The sequence below is a fragment of the Flocculibacter collagenilyticus genome, assembly GCF_016469335.1.
Taxonomy (GTDB): domain Bacteria; phylum Pseudomonadota; class Gammaproteobacteria; order Enterobacterales; family Alteromonadaceae; genus Flocculibacter; species Flocculibacter collagenilyticus.
Genome location: NZ_CP059888.1, coordinates 1,806,573 through 1,826,221, shown reverse-complemented (window position 1 = coordinate 1,826,221; position 19,649 = coordinate 1,806,573). Strand labels below are relative to the sequence as shown.

The following is a 19,649-nucleotide window of genomic DNA, read 5'->3' as shown; positions in this document are numbered from 1 at the left end:
CATTAACATGAAGTACTTTAGTCGAACACTTTGCACTATCTCAGCTATTCTTTTAGTAGTTGGTTGCACAACAAAATTAACGCCTGAGAATTATGAAAAAATAAAATTAGGGATGAGCTTAAAACAAGTTTCAGAAATTATTGGCTCACCAACTAATTGCACCGACGTAATGGGCGCAAAAAATTGTATTTGGGGAAATACCAAGAAACACATTAAAGTCACTTTCATAGCAAATAATGTAACGCTTTATTCAAACACTGGTATAGATTAAGAATCTGATAATCAGGTTTATAAAGCCTAAATAGGAAAAACAGTTTAGTTATCAAGAGGCAGAGAATATTGAAGCACGCCACACTGGCTACACTTAGCACAGTCATATTGTTTGCCTCTGCCACATCTACATCATGTGCGGCGCCATTAGCATTAACCCCCGTTCAGCAAGTAAACTTTGGTAATGTCATTTTTACTTTAGGCACGTGTCAAATGGATGTAAATACTGGCGCGATTAGTAATGTAATGGGTGGAAGCTGCTTAGATGGTGCAGGCCAAAATGGGCGCTTTCAAATCACAGCGGATCCTGCCCGCACACTTTCAGTTACGTTACGTGAGTTTGACAGTAGTCAGTTTACTTATGCCCCAACAGGTGAACTAAACAACGGTGTAACCACCGTACCCATTAATTCAGGGCTACCCTCATTTATTAATACTAATCTTGGCACTGTAGACTTAGAAGTTGGCGGCAGACTCACCATTAAACAATCCTTGCTACCAAACACAACCTATTCACTTGATTACGACGTGGTGTTTGAACTTACGTTTTAAGCTCATATATCAGTTTTAACGCTCTTAAATCAAAATTATTTAAGAGCGTTATTTAAAGTTACTTAAACTTTTTCTTTTCTTGTGTATCTTATTAAAGACACAAATAACATAAAAAATACAAGAATATAAAGTGAGCCACCTTTACTAGCTGAACCGCTTTTTGCCCCATTATTTACAGGTTGCGTTTGCTGCTTTTCAGTAATGCTGATGTTTACTACCAGTGTTGCTTCTAAGCCTGCCGAGTCGCTTGCTGTAATACTAAAGCTATCATTACCTGCACTATCTGAAGAAGCTGTATAAGTTATCTCACCAGAATTAGTTACTTCTACACTTCCTTTTGAAGCTTCCGTTGAGACTGTAAAACTTAATTCGCTATCATCCACGTCTGTGAAAGTTGATGAGATTACTTTCGATGCACCTTGCTCAACTGAAATTGAAATTTCCTCCTCGCTTGATACAGGAGCATCATTAACTGGCTCAACTAATACACTAACTTTAAAGCTTGCAGTATTCCCATGTATATCGTTAATAGACATGGTAATTTCATCTTCACCATTAAAGTGTTGGTTAGGAATATACTGAATTTCACCAGAGTCTGTAACACTAGCAATACCATTAGTTGCTTGGTCTTTCACTGAATAACTCACTGCATCATTCTCAGGATCAATACCCAATAATGTCGCTGTTAATGTGGAGTCTTCTTCTGTGATTAAGTTTAAGTCATCATGCTCAGGACCAACATTAATATATGCTGTCACTATATGACCAGACGTATTTTTGGCAACAGAAATAAATTCGCCATTTACCATTGTTGAGATACCATTCGATAATATTTTTTTATTATAATCTAGTACTTTTGGCGAGGAAGGCTCACTAATATCAATCAAATGCGTACCTTCGCCTGAAGCTATTAAATATTCGCCATATACATGCAAACTTCTTACTTCACCACTTAGCACAACGCTAGTAATTTTTTTGATATCTTGCTCATCGCTAACATCATGAACACTGATAGCAGGAGAATTGCTCTCCCCCATAAGGTCTGGCAAAAAGAGGTAATTTCCTGAGCTGACTACATTACCCTGAAAAGAATAACTACTATCCTTATCAATTTCGCTCACCAATCTAACGTTATTTATATCTTCAGTATTATAAATCAGCACTTTCTTTGGATTAGAATTAACAGGTAAGTATAAGCGAGAATCTGTAACATGAGGGCGCTGCACATAGCCGGAATAACCCGTATCGTACGGAACATCAAAACTGCTACCTGCTTCATAAATAGATGTAAAAAAACTTAATCTTTTATAAGCTTTAACATAATAGCCATTTGCCAATGGCACAATCTGACTATCTCTTGCAGACCAATGAACAGTACCCAACTGAAGGGCATTATCTAACCCATTTTCAATATCACTCCATTGATGAAGTTCTAAGTTTCCATAACCAACTAACAAGATTTTTTCTTCATCTGCATACAAAGCGGTTATATCTGAGCCGTCTCTAACAAATTGTTGGTGATAGCGCCATTGATTATTCTCTTTTGTCCAAAAATTTAATGTAGTATCTAGTGCTGTAGTAACTAAACGATTCTTGGTATATGAAAAATCTGTTACCTCACCAGATTGCGAAAATTGACTAACCATAGAGAGCTTCCCTTCATCACTCTCTTCATACACACCTAGCCCCCCAGAACCTCCGGCAACATATAATTTTCCGCTGTCCCAAAAAGCGTCATGGTTAAATCCACCATGAGTTTTAACTATGTCAACGAGTGAGATATTATTTTTATCGCTAATATCAAAAATATCGATAGTGCCATAAATATCTGTTGCATATAGTTTATTTTCTTGAATAGCAAAGCTTTTATACGACACAACTTCTTCTTCATGTACATATACTTCAATTAGTTCATCATCAATTAACTCAGCAATATGGAACCCCCAACCTCTGAATGACATATACACGTATTTTCCATCAAAGTGTATGGCGCCGTAGGAAGGTTTCGCATTTGAGAAGGTAAGCTGTTTTGATTTAATAGGTAAACCATTTTCATCTGGTTCAATGAGGTAAATTTTAGCTGGATTATCAACTTGGTTGCTTACAGATATAATTTTGTTATTGGTGAAAGAAGAGCGAAGATAAATGTCATATGAGGGTCTGGTTGGACTAAGTTCCCCTACAAATTTTGTAGATATTCTAGACAGCTTACCATCACTTGCAAGGCTTAAGTGTTGAATTTGGACACCAGACATTGGTGAAGTTACATAAATATGATCTGACTCATTATCTACAAGTAGCTGAGCCTCAGCACTAACAAGATCAATTTCAGCCTCGCTAATAAAGTTCAAGTGCCCTTCTTCATCCACCGTAGCACTTATTACACGATCACCTACTGACGTATAAGCCAATATAAAAACATAATCTTCATTTGCCTTCATATCGATTACATCGACCATATAACTATCATCAACCATAAGTGGATAATCATAGTTAGAATATTGATTAACCAATTTTATGCTGCCATCTGCGTGCAGCAATATATCAATGGTAGAGCTAGCTCTATTTGTACCAACTTGTGACGTGCCCGATGTGAGAATATAGTCTTGATGTTTTACCACTAAACGGTATGGGTCTGAACCAAAAGTATCACCCTGCACTATTTTGACTGACTTTGCATTAACGGCTTGGTTCACAATAAATAAGAATGAAACAAGCAATGCTGAAAGTAAGGTTTTCCATTTAAGCATTCTTTTATCCTATAACCTTATGAAGCAAAAAAATTGGAAGGATAATGCTGTATAAACTTTTAGCTGTAAAGTGCTTTTTATTCACTCGTATCATATTTGTGAACAAATCCACCACGCTCATTTATTTGCTCTTTATTTTTGCTAAATATACTTCTTATTTGCTGCTCAGAATTAAGTTTTCCATACACAACTTTATAGAGCGTGCTTGTTCTGTTTGATACTTCTAAAACATGCTTGTCTAATCCTGCGAAGGTTTCAGGCTCACTCTCTGCTAAGCCTTTCTGAGTATATGCCGCCATTTGAACACCCCAATATGTCTGCTGAGAATTTTTACTCTGTTGATTAGTCGAGACTATTGAAGAATCTTGTATATTTTTTTTATTTGGTGTGCTTTTTTCGGGGGAAGGCTCTTTTGGCAAGCTATTATACTTTACGCGTTTAAACTGAATTGCATCCCCTTCTAGCACATATTCACCTAAGTCAACAAATCCACCTTGTTCACTTGCAATAAAGCGATGGGATAAACGGTTTAGTTGGCGTTCAAATTGATTAGAATTGTTATTTACGAATTGTATTCTATAGCGACTCGGGATGAGCTTTCCAAAAGCAAAATAACCTTCGCTGTCTGTTATCGTTTCAGCAACCAACTCATTTCGCATATTTTTAAGCTGCACAGTAATATTTGGTAAACCAACAATATTATCGTTGCGCTGAACCACTAATGTACCTTCAGCTTCAGTTGCATTGTAAAATGGCAGTACAATTCTATTCATTCCACCAGCATGGGTGAATACAGAAACTTCTTTTACATAAGGCGTAATATGTAACTCGTCGTTTTCTGAACCGTCGACAATGATTTTAGCCTCGCGCTGCGTAGGAACTCCGGGTAATACAACTCGACCCCGCTCGTTGGTGGCGAATCGATTCCAGTGTTTATAAGGATAAAATTTTATGTTACTTAGTGGCTTATCAAAATTATCCATTCGTAAGTTAGCGTTTTTATCCAAATAAGTAATCATGTCAATTGATGAGGAGGTTGGCTTAAGTTTCGACGCCAGAATTAGCGAGTTATCCTGATAGTCATAACCTAAATAAAATTTAATACCCACATTGATGGTGTATTCTTCATTGGAATCGATATTCGCTTGCCCGTTTAAAATTATAGAGTCGTTAATCCAAGAGAGGTTGTAACCCAGCTGCCATTTTGCATCTTCGTCTGGTCGGTAACTAATGTTCCCGCTTTGGTATACCTGCTGGTTTAAACGGTTACTCATTATCAATTCAGCGCTGGTAACATCAAAGTCATGCTGGTTTGAATAATTTAAGATTGACGAAATACGCGTGTCTTTAACTTTACCGGCTACTTTTAATGACCCACTAAAATATTGGTCAGACTCCCCTTGTTGCTCAACATTAAAATAGCTCAAACTATTAGTGACATTAATCAACCCAAACTGATTGGAAAACTTAACACCCAGTTCGCTAATCGTGTCTTGACCGTTATCTAAGTAGTTCACAAAAGTTGAATACTGCTGACGCGAATCACCTAAAAAGCCAGAAAGCACTGCGTTAATATCGAAATAAACTTCGTCTTCAAGTGTGGTGACATTTTGGCTTTCAAAGTTATCTGCGAATAAACCGGTGACATTCACATAATGATCGCCAATATTGCTTAACGCGTTAAAATTAATAGCCGTCCCTTTATCAACTTGTTTGGTTAATACGCCCTCTAAAAAAACATTTTCGATGGACGTTCTTATGGAAGTGGATAAATAGTCTTCTCGTTCACCATTTATACTGTGCGAATTTACAGCCGCACCTAAATTAAACCGTTCTGAAAAAGCATAATCTACACTTGATTGATAACTTAAATCGTCTGAATATCCCTCTGAGTCAGCTAACTTCCCTTCCAACACGGCATAATCTGGATTATAAAAACTGCCTGAGAATTGCCATTCACCTTCTGGCATCATGTCGTTGCCAATGACAATATTTCTCACTTCTGTACGCTCTTCACCATATCGACCGTATAATTTAATAATGTATTTATTTGCACCAAAGTACTTTTCTACGTTATTAAATATGTACCGACCATTAGCTTGCACCGTTGTAAAGTCCAATAACTGCCCGTTGCGGTACAGTTCTACCTCCCAACCAGCTGTGGCTTCCCCTTCAATACTAAATGCAGCTAAATCTTGTATTGTGTTATTTTTATTTCTAAGTAAACGAACTCCTAATCCAGTGTTGTTATTTAAAAATAGTGAGTTACTGGTATTTGAAATGTCGCCCACATTGTATTCAGTAAAATGATTAAAAATATACTTGTTGGGATGCGTGCGATAACGGCTGAAAGAAACTCGCGACACCCTATCTTTATTAGTGCCATCATTAAGCGTTACTGATGCAGCATGGTTGAGTAAGTCAAACCGTGAATTAAGGTAATAACTAGAAATTAGCTTATCATTTCTATTTGACGCGTAATTAGATCGCAATTCAAATTCTGTTTGAGGAAAGGTGAATAAGTGGTATTCGTCTTCTATTAACCAGCCAGCATCGCCATTAGACATATTCAAGGCGCCTGCTAGCTTCCTTTGCCTTGCTATACGTTCTTGTTCTTGTTGATACGGAAACACGGATTGATCAGTGTTTAATTCGATTTTGAGTTGGTCAAACTTCGGATTTATTTGAACAGGAAGTAATTCAGCCAGCGTTGCTGCTGAAATATACGTTTCAATGCCATCCGTTGCCCAGCACGCTACTTTCCCTTCCTCAGTAATGTTTTTCACAGAGGATGAATTGAATAAAATGTTATAGCCTTGCTCGTTTAGCGAAAAATCAATCGACTGCTTATCTTCGATTGTGAATTTAACTCCCAATGAACTAAATAATGCACCTACGGGGAGTAGAAATTGCTTGTTTATGTGCAGTACATCATAATTTTCTAAAATGATATTTTTGTTTAGGGAAAAATCTACAATCATCCAATATTCATCATAAACTTCACATTGATTCAATTGGATTTGACGTAATGCCGAGGGAGGCTCATCAGCGAAGCTAACGGCAGGTTTACCAGTAAACACGAATAAACAGACAACCAAAGAAACTTGGCTAACCAAGCGCCTTTTACAAACTGATGAAAGACTAATTCGCCCTTTAAATAAAAAGCCGAATAACGAAAAGTTATTTAGCCAATTTAAACGTTTTATTTGCTTCAAGACTACCGCCAAATTGTTTATTTTCTTTATATTCAATTCTAATTTTTTTACTGTTAAGCGGTTTAGTTAATGGAATATTCCATATCTTTTTTTGTGCTGGAGTATAAATTGAAGCACCGGTAAGAAAGCCAATAACCTCATCAGTTTTTTCTTCATATACTTTAATATCTCCGTAAAGTGAGCGATTACCTTTACGTGACTGCACTACTCTCAGTGTAGCTTGATTAGCGTGATTCACTAATTTTGCTGAAACGAGTGATGTTTCTGCATTGAACTTGCCTTTTCTTACAATCATAGGGATGTTATAGGCAACAGCGGCATTCAATTTAAATATGCCGGGTTTATTTTGACGCACACTTTTGCACAACATATTAAGATAGCTAACGTACTCACCTTCATTTACTCGACTCAATCCTCTTGCCACAATTTTTACTTTTTGTGAGGTATTAGGTCTAACGGTTACATTCCGAGGTGAGAATTTAATAATGTTATTCGCCGCATTAGGTACTTCATCAGCTGATTTAACTTTAACAAGCTCGCCTTGCTCATCAATATTGAAGTGATTAAGTGATAATTTACAATTCGCTGCTTCGTCACCATTGTTAAAAATAACAAATGCGTCTGATTTATTTTTTTCATTAAAAAAGAAGCGATATTGCGTAAAGTGAATGGAAGGAGCAGCTAACGCTGCTCCAGTTGTACACACAATTACCGTAAAAACGGTTAAGTATAGTGTTACCCGATTCAACATAGACTACCTTAATAAGTTGCGGTAATTACGAAGGTGTCATTATAAGGCGTGCTTGGTGTAAGATTTTGTACGATATTTAGTGTACCACCTAAATAAAGCGTAAAACTCCCACCAGCAGGCATAGTAACGGGGTTCACACCACCAGAATTAATTGTGGCTTCCCCACCAGGGTTAGTTGCTGTGTCAGTATCGGTCTCGCCAGTAAGTGATAATGTAAAGTCTGTACCAGACATACCACTTAAATCAAAAGACAAATTAACAACCTGACCAGCTTGGCCACCAATTGTGTACTCACCATATTGACCAGTACCAGTTAAACAGTCTCCAGAGAGTGCACCAGTTGCGGAGGCAGAACCTACAAAAGCGTCAAGTGTACAACTGTCTCCCGAAATACCAAACACTTGAGTACCAAAACTGATCTCAGTAACAGGCGTAATGGTAACATCGGCAATAGTTGTAAAGCCTACTTGTGCTGTATACGTTGCTGCAAATGACATAACAGGAAACAACGCTGCAGTGATTAATAATTTCGGATGAGAAATTTTCATACATACATTCCTTAATTTTTACTTCAGTCTAGTATCGGCAAAACAGCCGATAACTTTACCGAGTTATTAAAAGAATGAATCGGGTAACTATAAGTGTAGAATATATTTCAGTTTTCTGTAGTAGGCGTGGTATCTGGCCGCAAAGTTATTAGTTTTGACGGTTATTTTACTGGCGTGTTGTCAGTATGCTGGATGAGCAACGTTAATAGCATGTTACGATAAAGAAAATAGATTATTAAAACTAATGCAAGGGTATTAAAAGCTAAAGATTGGTGGGAGATTAATTAATGGTCGGCTTGGCGAGATTCGAACTCGCGACCCCTGACACCCCATGACAGTGCGCTACCTGGCTGCGCTACAAGCCGACTAAGGGGCATATAATAGCGAAAGATTTATTAATTACAATCCCTGTATTGTCTAGGTGACTGTCTTTTAATCAATTATTCCCTTAAATTAGGTTGTACCTTACGACTTCTGACATTATTTCTAAAGATGGCTGGAGTAATGTTGTAACCATTCTATATATTTATTAAGCGCAACAGGTTTACAGTACAAATAACCTTGACCAAATTTACAGCCGTATTCTTTAAGCACTGCTTCTGTGGCTTTTGTTTCAACGCCCAACGCAACCGCCGAGCTACCCAGTTGCTGTGCCATTGAAATAGTGTTTTTAACAATGACTTGTTTTCGTTCAGACTGTTCAATTTTTGAAATAAAAGTACGTGCGATCTTAAATGAATAAAATGGAATAATTGTTAAATTCTGCAACGACGCATGACCTGTACCGTAATCATCAATTGCAACCCTCACATTGTAGCGTTCTAACTTGTTCACCACAGATAAAATATTCTCATAATCATCAAGCATAATTGACTCTGTTAATTCCAACACTATCTTTCCAGGATCAATCTCATTTTTAGATAATTTATCAACAATATTTTGTACGAAGCCATCAGATGCTAAATCTTTGGCAGAAATATTAATAAACATCGTTTGATTAAAACCTTGCGCCCTTAATGCATCAAATTGAACAATGGCCTGATTAATAATCCAATTAGTTAACGCACTAATGACACCGGTATCTTCAGTTAATTGCACAATCTCAATTGGGTTAATATAACCCTGCGTTTTATGGTGCCACCTTAATAACACTTCAGACCCAACAACGCTGTAATCTTCGTAGCTGATCACAGGTTGATGATACAGTTCTAGTGTATTGTCTTTAATTGCGGCCATTAAGTCAGAAAGCATTTCTACCTGCATTTGGTAGTTGGTATGTTCCGAGTCGTTATACATTATAAATGGTATGTCATACTCTTTAGCATGATGTAGTGCTTGAAACGCCTTTTGATAAACATCTTCGAAGCTATCACTGTGGTGTGGATACCTACTTGCCCCTATATTCACATTCATGGTCATCTCAATGTTGCCCACTCTCGATTTAGTCGCAAATGCCTCTTTTATAATCAACGTCATAAAATCAGCCGTACTGTCGTCATACGTTTCCGTTAATATCAGGCCAAAGGTAGCATCGTCAGTTTTGCATATATGCTGCGCTACTGGCTTTTCTTCAAACTGATACATATTTACTGTGTTTTCAAGATATTTAGTCAGATGCTCTGTAAATTCAAGCATTAAGAGTTTGGTGCTCTCCATACCTAAGGTAATGCGAATCGTATTAATTTTTTCAGGCTCGAATAGTATTAGCGTGAAGCTTCGTTGGTCTTCTATTAGTGAATGAATACTTTTCTGAAGAAGTTTTAAGTTAGGTAGCCCCGTTACCTCATCATGAAAAGCCATATAGTCTTTTTCTTGTTCGTTGGCACGAAACCGATAAGCTAACGCAAATGAAATAAGTGATATTTCTAACATAGCACCAATAATAAATGACTGACGGACAGCAAATGAATAATCTAATAAGCCAACCAATAAAGCTGGACTTAGTGCCGCACCAATAAAAAATGGTATCCATGAAATAAGGTAAAAAATAGCCCAATTATAGCCTTCTCTAATGCGAATATAGCTCGCAGCAAAGCAATAAAAGTAAAGAAATAACTGTAGTGGCATAAAAATATTAGCAGCAATATCTTCTCGCAGCAAAATACTAGCAAATAGAAATATGCCTAAGATCCAAATAAATATTTGCCCAGTCTTATACAAAAAGGTTTCATTTTCACTTATTCGAAGAAACGCCATGGCAAACAGCATGGCCGTTAACGCAACAAACGTTTGTAGTGGAATAATTAACGCGTTAAGAGTAATTTGCAATTCTTCTGGGAAGAAAATAAAACCGAAACCATCAATGATTGAAGCAACCAAAATGACAAAAAATACATAGCCTACATAATAGAGATAAGCGATATCTTTAATGCTGAAATACAACACAAAGTTATACAGCATCATCACTAAGCATACCCCCAAGAATATTCCCCACAGCAAATAAACATCGTGTTGTTTATTCTGAAACGCTTCAGTTGTAAGTAACGATACTGCCGGACTTGGTGCTCCCGCTGTAACTACATTGATTAAAAAGCTTCTTTGCTCGTTAGGCGCTAGTGAGAATTGATAATAAGGAAAAGCATACATTTTCGTTGTTAAGTTAGATATGCTATCACCCAGCAGGTATGGAGGAAGATCTTGTTTCGCACTATCGTATACCAACAACTTATCAATCATTGGGTTATCAAAGTGAAGAACGAGTGTTTTTGTATTGATACCTCGGTTCATTACATCGAAAATTAACCAATAATCTGCATCTTCAATCGTGAAACGTAATGGATTAGACTCTAAGGTGGATAATTGTTCAGACGAAACGTTAAGTTCGTCTATTTCTTCAGAGGTTTTAAAGGAGCTGATATAAGGCGATAAATTTTCAAGTTTTGTGAAAGAGTCGTCAACTATTAATGTTGACGAATAACCAGTGCTATGAATCACCAGCATGATTATGAAAAGAAGAACATGAGTTATCGTATTCCGCATTGAGTTCTCTAATTTAATTATTATTGCTACATACTCTGATACAACATTACAACTAAATTCAGATACGTGAATGTTTAACTTTTCTTACTATATTCAACTCTTCGCTATTGCCAAATAATGCTTAAATATTGCATAATCATTCAGCTTCATTTTTGCTCATAAGCAATTTACCCTTATGCGTTATGCATAAGGGTTTTTTCATATTAAGCAGTGCAATTAGTCGTCACTAATTCGACTTGCCACAGCACTTGTTTGATCTTTATATTTTGCATCTAACCGCTTGTTATACGGGCGCATTGCTGAGCCAGACATCGTCTCAAAATTCAATGCTCCGATTTTCATTTCAGGACGAAGCGCCAACGGCAATTTACCACTATTATAGAATTCCAATACAATGTTGCCACTCCAACCTGGATCTATTCTGTGTGCAGTAACATGAACCATTAAACCTAAACGCGCCAAAGACGAGCGCCCATCAAGCCAGCCAACAATATTATCGGGCAATGTAACATGCTCAAGCGTCATGCCTAAAGCAAGCTCGCCTGGGTGTAAAAAAAACGCTTCACCGTTGTCGATATGTATCTCTTCACTCATAACAGATTCCAACGCTTGATTGACCTCTGCTTTTGGTCCGCTTAAATCGATAAACGGCGCAGCATGATGCTGAAACACTCTAAACTTATTTCCTAAACGGATATCTAATGTAACGCCAGATATGGCTTCTGGTGATGGTTCTGGTAAAACTTGTATTTCACGTTCTTCAAGTAAACGGATTATATCTCTGTCGCAAAGTCTCATTAATTTAATCTTTTGTAATTATTATTTCTGGTCTGGTAAACGTATTTGCTGAATTGTAATACAACTGGCTAGCAGTAAGTTTAGCTAATTCCTCGTATTTATTCGCAATTTTATTGTTTTTATCTAAAACAAATGGAATGCCTTCATCACTACGTTGGCGAATTTGTGCTAACAGTGGTAACTGCATTAGCACATTTGTCTGGTAAGTTTCGGCTAAACGCTTCGCGCCTAACTCACCAAAAATAGTATTTTTATGGTCACACTTTTCGCATTCGTAATACGCCATATTTTCAACTAAACCAATAACAGGAATATTCACTTTGTTAAACATCGCAATACCTTTACCGGCATCTGCCAGTGCAACATCTTGCGGCGTCGTTACAACAATCGCTCCCGAACAAGGTATTTTTTGCGACATCGTTAACTGAATATCGCCTGTTCCTGGTGGCATATCTACAATAAGATAATCCAGTGTTGGCCAGTTCGTTTCATTAATTAATTGCGAAAGTGCTTGGCTAGCCATCGGGCCACGCCACACAGTGGCATCGTCTTTAGGTACTAGCAAACCAATCGACATGACAAACACATTATGAATGTTCACAGGATCAATGGTTTTACCGTCAGCGCTGGTCACTTTTGTGTCTTCACACCCTGTCATAAGTGGGATTGAAGGCCCATAAATATCAGCGTCTAATAATCCTACTCTTGCACCTTGTTCAGCTAATCCAACGGCTAAATTAACCGCTGTAGTAGACTTACCTACACCACCTTTACCAGATGCAACTAAAATAATGTGATTTACTTTATGTTTGTTAGCTAAAGTGAGTGGTTCAGAGGTAAGCTTAGTTGTTAATCTAACGATGAACGTTTGCACACTTTCTACTTCATGCAATGCAGCATTAATTGAATTCGCTTCAGATTCACACGCAAAGGGTAAAGTAAATGTTAGCGCTATTCCCTTATCTGTTTTGGTTATTTCTAACGAATCCCAAAATGGTAAAATCCCATCAATTAATACATTAGAACGGTAAGCTTTAATACAGTCTAATACGTTATCAGGTACTGTAATTTGACCTGAAAAGAGGTTTTTTATGAAATTCATTTAACCTTTCAATGTTTTTGATGAAAACAGGGAGTGAATTATGTAACATCTAGCCTTTCATCACCAGTAATTTATCCCTAAGCAAATTAGGCTAGGTAGCAATGACAAAAAGAAAGATTCTCATTACAAGTGCATTACCTTATGCAAATGGCTCTATTCATTTAGGCCACCTTCTAGAGCATATTCAAACAGACATCTGGGCACGTTTTCAAAAACTACGTGGGCATGAATGTTATGCAGTATGTGCAGACGATGCTCACGGCACCCCTGTAATGCTAAAAGCGCAAGAATTAGGTATCACGCCTGAAGAGATGGTGGCACAAACCTGTGCTGAGCATAATCAAGACTTCATTGACTTTAACGTTAATTATGATCAATACCATGTAACACATTCTGAAGAGAATAAAGCCCTTTCTGAGTTAATTTATAACCGCCTTAACGATGCTGGTCATATTAAAAAGCGCACTATTACTCAGTTATTTGATCCTGAAAAAGAAATGTTCTTACCAGATCGCTTTGTAAAAGGCACTTGTCCAAAATGCGGTTCTGAAGATCAAAATGGTGATAATTGCGACTCATGTAGTGCAACTTACAGCCCTACCGACTTAAAAAATCCACGTTCTGTAGTGTCTGGTGCGACGCCAGTATTAAAAGATTCTGAGCACTACTTCTTCGACTTGCCAGCATTTGAAGGCATGTTAAAGGAATGGCTACAAAGCGACTCCATTCAGCCTGAAATTGCAAATAAATTACAGGAATGGTTTGAAAGTGGTTTACAGCAATGGGATATCAGCCGTGATGCTCCTTACTTTGGTTTTGAAATTCCAAATGCCCCAGGCAAATTCTTTTATGTATGGTTAGATGCACCAATCGGCTACATGGCAAGCTTTAAAAAGCTATGCGACCGTTTAGAGTTAGACTTTGATGAATATTGGAAGCCAGATTCCACAGCTGAGGTGTACCATAACATTGGTAAAGACATCACCTACTTCCACTGCTTATTCTGGCCTGCAATGCTTGAAGGTGCAAAATTCAGAAAGCCTAATAACGTATTCGTTCATGGTTTTGTGACTGTAAATGGCGCGAAAATGTCTAAGTCACGCGGCACATTTATAAAAGCGCGTACATATTTAGAGCATTTAAACCCTGAATATTTGCGCTACTACTTTGCCGCTAAATTATCTAGCGGTGTAACAGATATAGACTTAAATTTTGAAGACTTCATTCAACGTGTTAATTCAGACCTTGTTGGGAAAGTCGTCAATATTGCCAGTCGTTGTGCCAGCTTTATCACTAAAAAATTCGACGGAAAGTTATCGAGCAATATCTTAGAGCCTGAACTTATCAAAGCATTCCAAGATAAAGGCGAAGAAATTGCGCAGCACTACGAAGCAAGAGAATACAGTCGTGCAATTCGTGAAATAATGGCATTGGCTGATAAAGCCAACCAATATATTGATGCACAAGCTCCTTGGGTATTGATCAAAGACCAAGACAAGCAAGCGCTAACCCACGACGTTTGTACAATGGGTATTAACCTATTCAGAATATTGGTTTCTTACTTAAAGCCAGTCGTGCCAACCTTAGCAGAGCAATCTGAAGCGTTTTTCAATGACCAATTAACGTGGGATAGCTATAAAACGGTACTGACTGATCATTCAATAAATAAATTTAAAGCACTCCTGCAACGCGTAGATGCTGACAAGGTAAATGCAATGGTTGAAGCGTCTAAAGAAAGTCTAGCGCAAACAAATAAAGAAACGCCTGAAGCAAAAATTGATGAAAACAGTCCGTTAGCTAGCGATCCGATTTCAGAAACGATTTCATTCGATGATTTTGCAAAAATCGATTTACGTATCGCTAAAATTGCAAAAGCAGAACATGTTGAAGGTGCCGACAAGTTAATCAAACTTCAACTAGATTTAGGCGGCGAAACTAAGCAGGTATTTGCAGGCATTAAAGCTGCTTATCAGCCAGAAGATTTAGAAGGTAAATTAACAGTAATGGTAGCCAACTTGGCACCACGTAAAATGCGCTTTGGCCTCTCTGAGGGCATGGTATTAGCCGCAGGCCCTGGTGGCAGCGATTTATATATACTTAACCCTGAAGATGGTGCACAGCCAGGTATGCGAGTTAAGTAACCGATAATATAAAAGCCGTCTTGTTTAATCAGACAGGCGGCTTATTATAGCTAGATATCAAGGCACTACTTAGTAAGTAATGTATCTCACATCTAATCGTTAGTAAGTAGTATTACCAATTATACTTTCCGCGAAGTCTATTAGATTATCGAAATGATACAAGTTGAGATTACATTTTTTTTCTGTATCCCTGCGGAGCCTGTATCGTGCATCATTACTCTCTTCGTAGTCTTCACGTCGGCCAGCAACAACACAGTAATGAAATCGTGTTGAGTCATAAGTCAAGAACTCGGCAGGTAAAGTTTCATTAGGCTTGATGTATTTCTTAAAAGTACTATGGATCGAGTTATAGTTTTGCTCCAACCACTTCCTCCAATCATCTATTTGCTTAAGCCCTTTTCTATGTACGTCACCCAAATCATCACTCTTTGTAAATATTCTTCCAACCGGAGACTCAAGTTCAACAAAAAGGAACTGATACCCACCAGAATTTTTTCCGACTAATAAAAAATCCACCTTGTAAGAGTTCCCTAACTGAAACTCTGGAAAAATAAAGGCATCATGATGTCCAAAGTTTTTTTTGCTAATCAGTGCACCGAGTAAGTGATAAGCTCTATTATCTTTGATCCACTTTAAAATATCCCGCTCTTTAACTTTTTTGCTACTAATATACTCTTGAAATTCTTGGCACATACTCCTTATCTCATCCCCATCCTTAAGAAGGGTAGTGTCAAGCCAGTTATTTGGAAATAATGTACGATAATGACGAATTTCTTTGGGAAAATCAGAGCTGCTGTAACTGAATATTGGTAGTCCCCCTAACATCTTAGTCCTGCTATCTTCAATTCGCTTTTTTTCTGACTGTAACTCACTTGAAATAGTTAATACACATTTGTCAATTGTAATCATATAGCCCATCCAATATCACTAAGTTAATACACTTGTTTTGTATTAAGGCGGTATAGATTCCTTAAAATGATAAAATTATTTTTCCAATATTCTTATTACTTTCCATATAGGCGTGCGCTTCATTTGCTTGCTCAAATGGAAAAACAGAATCTATAACTGGAAACAGTTTGTTAGTCTCGAACGATTCCGCGCATCGTTTCCAAAACGATGACACTAATTCATTTTTGTCTTCAGCACTGCGATTGCGTAGCGTAGAGCCAACCAGCTTTACACGCTTGCCTAACATTAATGCGATATCCAGTTTTTCGGCGTATCTACCGCCCAGCATTGCCAATAAAACGATAGTTGCATCTTTATTCGCAACAGATAAATTCTTCTCAACATAAGTACCAGCGATAGGATCGATTATCACATCGATATGCGAGATATGTTCAGCAAAGTCTTCATTGTTATAGTTGAATACTTGTTTTGCCCCTAGCTCCAAACAGAACGCTTTTTTGGTTTCCGAGCCCACCGTTGCATAACAAGCGGCTTTAAAAAATTGGCACAACTGAATAGCTGCAGTGCCTACACCACTGGCGCCTGCATGGATAAGAGCTGATTGCCCTTGCTGAATGTCGCTAATTTTTACAAGAGCTTGATAGGCCGTTAAAAAGACCTCAGCAATACCAGCAGCTTCACAATCACTGATATTAAAAGGCGTTAGCATGGCTTGCCCTGCGTCCATTACCGCATACTCTGCGTATCCACCACCCTGTACCAAACCAAACACCCTTTGGCCTTTTGACAAATGGGTAACTGATTCACCAATGGCTTCTATTATGCCTGCCACTTCTAAGCCCAAAATATCACTATCGCCTTTTGGCGCAGGGTATTTTCCTTGTTTTTGTAATATATCTGCTCGATTTACACCCGAAGCACTTACTTTTATTAAAACTTGGTGAGGTAAAATACTTGGAATATCAGTTTCAGAAACAATTAATTGATTGCTTTTAGGGTGGGTATTTTCAGAAATGGAAATATATTTCATGCGATTCATTAGGCTGTTTTAAACTCTTCAAACTTTGTAACATCAATATCGGTAATATCAACTTCATCTACAATGGCATTTTCCGAGCCTTCATATAGATATAAAAGTAATTGCTCAACATCTTCTGGTGTACCTGTTGCCACAACTTCTACCGAACCGTCATCCAAATTTTTTGCATATCCAGTTAAATTAAGCTGCTGCGCTACCTTCTGAGTCGATACGCGAAACCACACTCCTTGTACTTTACCTTTAACAATTGCTTTTTTTGATATTAATGCCATGTTCATCCCCAGCTAGTTGTATTGAGACTATTGTTATAGAATACGCGCAAATATGAACTTTGGTAAATATAATGACCGCAAAATTAATTCTTAATTCGGGAAGAGACAAGTCTTTACGTAGAAAGCACCCTTGGATCTTTTCAAAAGCTGTAAAAACAGTAGTAGGTGATCCACAACTCGGTGAAACCATTGATGTTTTTGATCACAAAAATAACTTTATTGCAAAAGCGGCCTACTCTCCATCTTCACAAATTCGCGCCAGAGTTTGGGACTTTCATCAAGATACCATCATTGATGTGCCCTTTTTTATTAATAAGATACAGCGTGCTGAAAAAGTAAGACGCCCGCTTATTGAACGTGACGGGTTAACTGGCTATCGCCTAATTGCTGGCGAAGCTGATGGTCTACCCGGTGTGACAATTGATGTTTTTGCTAATGTCATTGTGTGCCAATTATTAAGTGCAGGTGCCGAAGTGCATCGTGAGACGATTTTAGATGCGATAATTGAGCTTTACCCGAACGCTATTGTTTACGAGCGTTCTGATGTATCTGTAAGAAAAAAAGAAGGATTAAAAGAGCGTAAAGGGCTACTACACGGCGACTTAACATCTTCAGAAGTCACGATAGAAGAAAACGGCATTAAATTACTGGTGGACGTTGTTAGGGGCCATAAAACCGGCTTTTATTTAGATCAGCGTAATAATCGTAAAATTGCAGGTGAATTAGCCAAAGACAAAACGGTTTTAAACTGTTTTTGTTACACAGGCACGTTTGCTACCTATGCCATTAAAGCAGGTGCAAAACATGTAACTAATGTTGATGTGTCTGATTACGCGTTAAACATGGGTAAGAAAAATTTAGAGATAAATGAATTAGACTTATCAAAAGCAGACTTTATTAATGCAGATGTATTTAAGCTTCTGCGCCAATATAAAGAAGAAGGTAAAACCTTCGACATGATTATTCTTGACCCACCTAAATTTGCAGATTCAAAGTCTCAATTACAAGGTGCTTGTCGCGGCTATAAAGATATAAATATGCTGGCAATGTCATTAATCAATGAAGGTGGATATTTACTGACATTCTCTTGCTCTGGCTTAATGGAGCCAAGCTTGTTCCAAAAAATTGTTGCTGACGCTGCGCTAGACGCGAATAAAGACGTGTATTTCACACAGAAACTGCAACAAGCAGAAGATCATCCTGTTTCTGGCGCATATCCAGAGAGCTTTTATCTTAAAGGTTTGGTTTGTCAGGTGTTTTCAAGCTAAGTTACACAGTTGTTATGTAGTATTAATGTGTAGTTTTATAGTAACGCGTGACCGCTGATTGTGGATTATTAGAAATTAACGTAGTTCATTTTAAGAAGTTAAGAGCAAAGAAACGTTTTTAGAATAAAATAATAAGGGAAAGGACTTCCCTATTTATGCTTACCTAACATCTACATACTAGCATCTACTTAATAGCGTCAGCGCTGATTCACAAACCGCTACTTTTACTGCTAATAGTGATGATGAAGTAGAACTCCAAGCAGCGTTAAGCTGGTTACTACAGCATATCTAAAATTTCTGCACCAATTAGAAACGAATTATTTGTCTCTTCAGAACACCTTACCACTTTTGCTTTAGCATCTAACGCTGGTAAATTTAAATTGGCAGCATCTAAATAAATAAATATCTCGGTGCCCATTTCAATTGGTTCATCTGTTGAAATAGAAATGCCCGTGGCGCTTAAGTCTCTACAAATGCCATCAATTTCTCTGCCTACTTCAGAATCCTGAATAACAACTTTAATGTCCGTATTAACCATCATTCGAAAAAAATTTCGTTTATCATCATAAATCATGCTTAAACCTCACCTATCACTACTGATACTAACGGCCTTTCTCGGACCTACGAATCCATCTATTTTTTCTATTAATTCCGTTATGGAGAATGGCTTTACAATATAATCGTCGCATCCTGCTGCGAAGCCTGCATCTTTTTCTTCATCTGACTCTAAGCCAGAGACCATTAGCACAGGTATTGCTTTAGTTTCAGGCGTATTTTTTATTAGACGACAAGTGTCATAACCATCTAATCCTGGCATACACACATCTAATAAAATCACATCAGGGCGACTCACAATCGCTTTTTGCAAACAATGTTGGCCTGAATCAGCGTACTCAAGCGAAAATCGTTTACTTAGCGCACTTTGTAGAATTTCAAAATTGAAGTATTCGTCATCTACTACAAGTACTTTTGTGAGCGAATGATGTAGATCAGACGAATTCTCATTTGATAACTTCATTCCCATTCCTTTATGTTTGCGATACCTGCAAACTCCA

16 protein-coding genes and 1 tRNA gene are annotated in these 19,649 nt (G+C 37.7%); 4 read left to right on the top strand and 13 right to left on the bottom strand.

The window, feature by feature from the left end:
* Positions 1 to 7: 7 nt before the first annotated feature.
* Entirely contained in the window at positions 8 to 271 is a 264-nt protein-coding gene (locus tag HUU81_RS08165) for an outer membrane protein assembly factor BamE (protein ID WP_199611723.1), read from the top strand.
* A gap of 68 nt (positions 272 to 339) precedes the next feature.
* On the top strand, positions 340 to 822 hold the full coding sequence (locus HUU81_RS08160) for a DUF4402 domain-containing protein (RefSeq protein ID WP_199611722.1): 483 nt from the start codon (positions 340 to 342) through the stop codon (positions 820 to 822).
* A 62-nt stretch (positions 823 to 884) separates the two neighbouring features.
* Here HUU81_RS08160 and HUU81_RS08155 read toward each other — a convergent pair whose 3' ends face one another.
* The 8 genes from HUU81_RS08155 to apbC all read right to left on the bottom strand — a co-directional run bounded on the left by HUU81_RS08155 (position 885) and on the right by apbC (position 12,965).
* A complete protein-coding gene (locus tag HUU81_RS08155) occupies positions 885 to 3,572 on the bottom strand; it encodes an Ig-like domain-containing protein (protein ID WP_199611721.1) in 2,688 nt (895 codons plus the stop codon).
* Between the two features lie 77 nt (positions 3,573 to 3,649).
* Entirely contained in the window at positions 3,650 to 6,787 is a 3,138-nt protein-coding gene (locus HUU81_RS08150) for an SdrD B-like domain-containing protein (protein ID WP_199611720.1), read from the bottom strand.
* Positions 6,753 to 7,538 (bottom strand): fimbrial biogenesis chaperone, encoded by a 786-nt coding sequence (locus tag HUU81_RS08145; protein WP_199611719.1) that lies wholly within the window; start codon positions 7,536 to 7,538, stop codon positions 6,753 to 6,755. Before HUU81_RS08145 ends, HUU81_RS08150 begins: the two co-directional genes overlap by 35 nt.
* An 8-nt stretch (positions 7,539 to 7,546) precedes the next feature.
* Positions 7,547 to 8,086, bottom strand: a complete 540-nt coding sequence (locus HUU81_RS08140; RefSeq protein ID WP_199611718.1) for a DUF4402 domain-containing protein — start codon at positions 8,084 to 8,086, stop codon at positions 7,547 to 7,549.
* Positions 8,087 to 8,374: 288 nt separating this feature from the next.
* Positions 8,375 to 8,451 (bottom strand) — tRNA-Pro (locus HUU81_RS08135).
* 121 nt (positions 8,452 to 8,572) lie between these two features.
* Positions 8,573 to 11,065 (bottom strand): EAL domain-containing protein, encoded by a 2,493-nt coding sequence (locus HUU81_RS08130; protein WP_199611717.1) that lies wholly within the window; start codon positions 11,063 to 11,065, stop codon positions 8,573 to 8,575.
* 216 nt (positions 11,066 to 11,281) lie between these two features.
* Entirely contained in the window at positions 11,282 to 11,863 is a 582-nt protein-coding gene (gene dcd, locus HUU81_RS08125) for a dCTP deaminase (RefSeq protein ID WP_199611716.1), read from the bottom strand.
* 4 nt (positions 11,864 to 11,867) lie between these two features.
* On the bottom strand, positions 11,868 to 12,965 hold the full coding sequence (gene apbC, locus HUU81_RS08120) for an iron-sulfur cluster carrier protein ApbC (protein ID WP_199611715.1): 1,098 nt from the start codon (positions 12,963 to 12,965) through the stop codon (positions 11,868 to 11,870).
* A gap of 101 nt (positions 12,966 to 13,066) precedes the next feature.
* Here apbC and metG point away from each other — a divergent pair, with 101 nt between their 5' ends.
* A complete protein-coding gene (gene metG / locus HUU81_RS08115) occupies positions 13,067 to 15,106 on the top strand; it encodes a methionine--tRNA ligase (RefSeq protein ID WP_199611714.1) in 2,040 nt (679 codons plus the stop codon).
* A 99-nt stretch (positions 15,107 to 15,205) separates the two neighbouring features.
* Here metG and HUU81_RS08110 read toward each other — a convergent pair whose 3' ends face one another.
* The 3 genes from HUU81_RS08110 to yccX all read right to left on the bottom strand — a co-directional run bounded on the left by HUU81_RS08110 (position 15,206) and on the right by yccX (position 17,326).
* Entirely contained in the window at positions 15,206 to 16,015 is an 810-nt protein-coding gene (locus HUU81_RS08110) for a Shedu anti-phage system protein SduA domain-containing protein (RefSeq protein WP_199611713.1), read from the bottom strand.
* Between the two features lie 61 nt (positions 16,016 to 16,076).
* Complete coding sequence (locus HUU81_RS08105) at positions 16,077 to 17,045, bottom strand: NAD(P)H-quinone oxidoreductase (protein WP_233520600.1); 969 nt, start codon at positions 17,043 to 17,045, stop codon at positions 16,077 to 16,079.
* An 8-nt stretch (positions 17,046 to 17,053) separates the two neighbouring features.
* On the bottom strand, positions 17,054 to 17,326 hold the full coding sequence (gene yccX, locus HUU81_RS08100) for an acylphosphatase (RefSeq protein WP_199611711.1): 273 nt from the start codon (positions 17,324 to 17,326) through the stop codon (positions 17,054 to 17,056).
* A gap of 71 nt (positions 17,327 to 17,397) precedes the next feature.
* On the opposite strand from yccX, the gene HUU81_RS08095 reads away from it, so the two are divergent.
* A complete protein-coding gene (locus HUU81_RS08095; protein WP_199611710.1) occupies positions 17,398 to 18,594 on the top strand; it encodes a class I SAM-dependent methyltransferase in 1,197 nt (398 codons plus the stop codon).
* Between the two features lie 277 nt (positions 18,595 to 18,871).
* Here the strand turns inward: HUU81_RS08095 and HUU81_RS08090 are convergent, their stop codons facing one another.
* The gene (locus HUU81_RS08090; protein WP_199611709.1) at positions 18,872 to 19,168 is read right to left on the bottom strand and encodes a PilZ domain-containing protein; all 297 of its coding nucleotides are present in this window, start codon (positions 19,166 to 19,168) and stop codon (positions 18,872 to 18,874) included.
* Between the two features lie 9 nt (positions 19,169 to 19,177).
* Positions 19,178 to 19,612: a response regulator gene (locus HUU81_RS08085; protein ID WP_199611708.1), complete on the bottom strand. Its 435-nt coding sequence runs from the start codon at positions 19,610 to 19,612 to the stop codon at positions 19,178 to 19,180.
* Between the last annotated feature and the right edge of the window lie 37 nt (positions 19,613 to 19,649).

Excerpts from the sequence above, each read along its gene's own strand:
- yccX (WP_199611711.1), bottom strand. The coding sequence starts at position 17,326 with ATGGCATTAATATCAAAAAAAGCAATTGTTAAAGGTAAAGTACAAGGA.
- HUU81_RS08165 (WP_199611723.1), top strand. The coding sequence starts at position 8 with ATGAAGTACTTTAGTCGAACACTTTGCACTATCTCAGCTATTCTTTTA.
- apbC (WP_199611715.1), bottom strand. The coding sequence starts at position 12,965 with ATGAATTTCATAAAAAACCTCTTTTCAGGTCAAATTACAGTACCTGAT.
- HUU81_RS08145 (WP_199611719.1), bottom strand. The coding sequence starts at position 7,538 with ATGTTGAATCGGGTAACACTATACTTAACCGTTTTTACGGTAATTGTG.
- HUU81_RS08105 (WP_233520600.1), bottom strand. The coding sequence starts at position 17,045 with ATGAAATATATTTCCATTTCTGAAAATACCCACCCTAAAAGCAATCAA.
- metG (WP_199611714.1), top strand. The coding sequence starts at position 13,067 with ATGACAAAAAGAAAGATTCTCATTACAAGTGCATTACCTTATGCAAAT.
- HUU81_RS08095 (WP_199611710.1), top strand. The coding sequence starts at position 17,398 with ATGACCGCAAAATTAATTCTTAATTCGGGAAGAGACAAGTCTTTACGT.
- dcd (WP_199611716.1), bottom strand. The coding sequence starts at position 11,863 with ATGAGACTTTGCGACAGAGATATAATCCGTTTACTTGAAGAACGTGAA.
- HUU81_RS08085 (WP_199611708.1), bottom strand. The coding sequence starts at position 19,612 with ATGAAGTTATCAAATGAGAATTCGTCTGATCTACATCATTCGCTCACA.
- HUU81_RS08110 (WP_199611713.1), bottom strand. The coding sequence starts at position 16,015 with ATGATTACAATTGACAAATGTGTATTAACTATTTCAAGTGAGTTACAG.
- HUU81_RS08140 (WP_199611718.1), bottom strand. The coding sequence starts at position 8,086 with ATGAAAATTTCTCATCCGAAATTATTAATCACTGCAGCGTTGTTTCCT.
- HUU81_RS08130 (WP_199611717.1), bottom strand. The coding sequence starts at position 11,065 with ATGCGGAATACGATAACTCATGTTCTTCTTTTCATAATCATGCTGGTG.
- HUU81_RS08155 (WP_199611721.1), bottom strand. The coding sequence starts at position 3,572 with ATGCTTAAATGGAAAACCTTACTTTCAGCATTGCTTGTTTCATTCTTA.
- HUU81_RS08090 (WP_199611709.1), bottom strand. The coding sequence starts at position 19,168 with ATGATTTATGATGATAAACGAAATTTTTTTCGAATGATGGTTAATACG.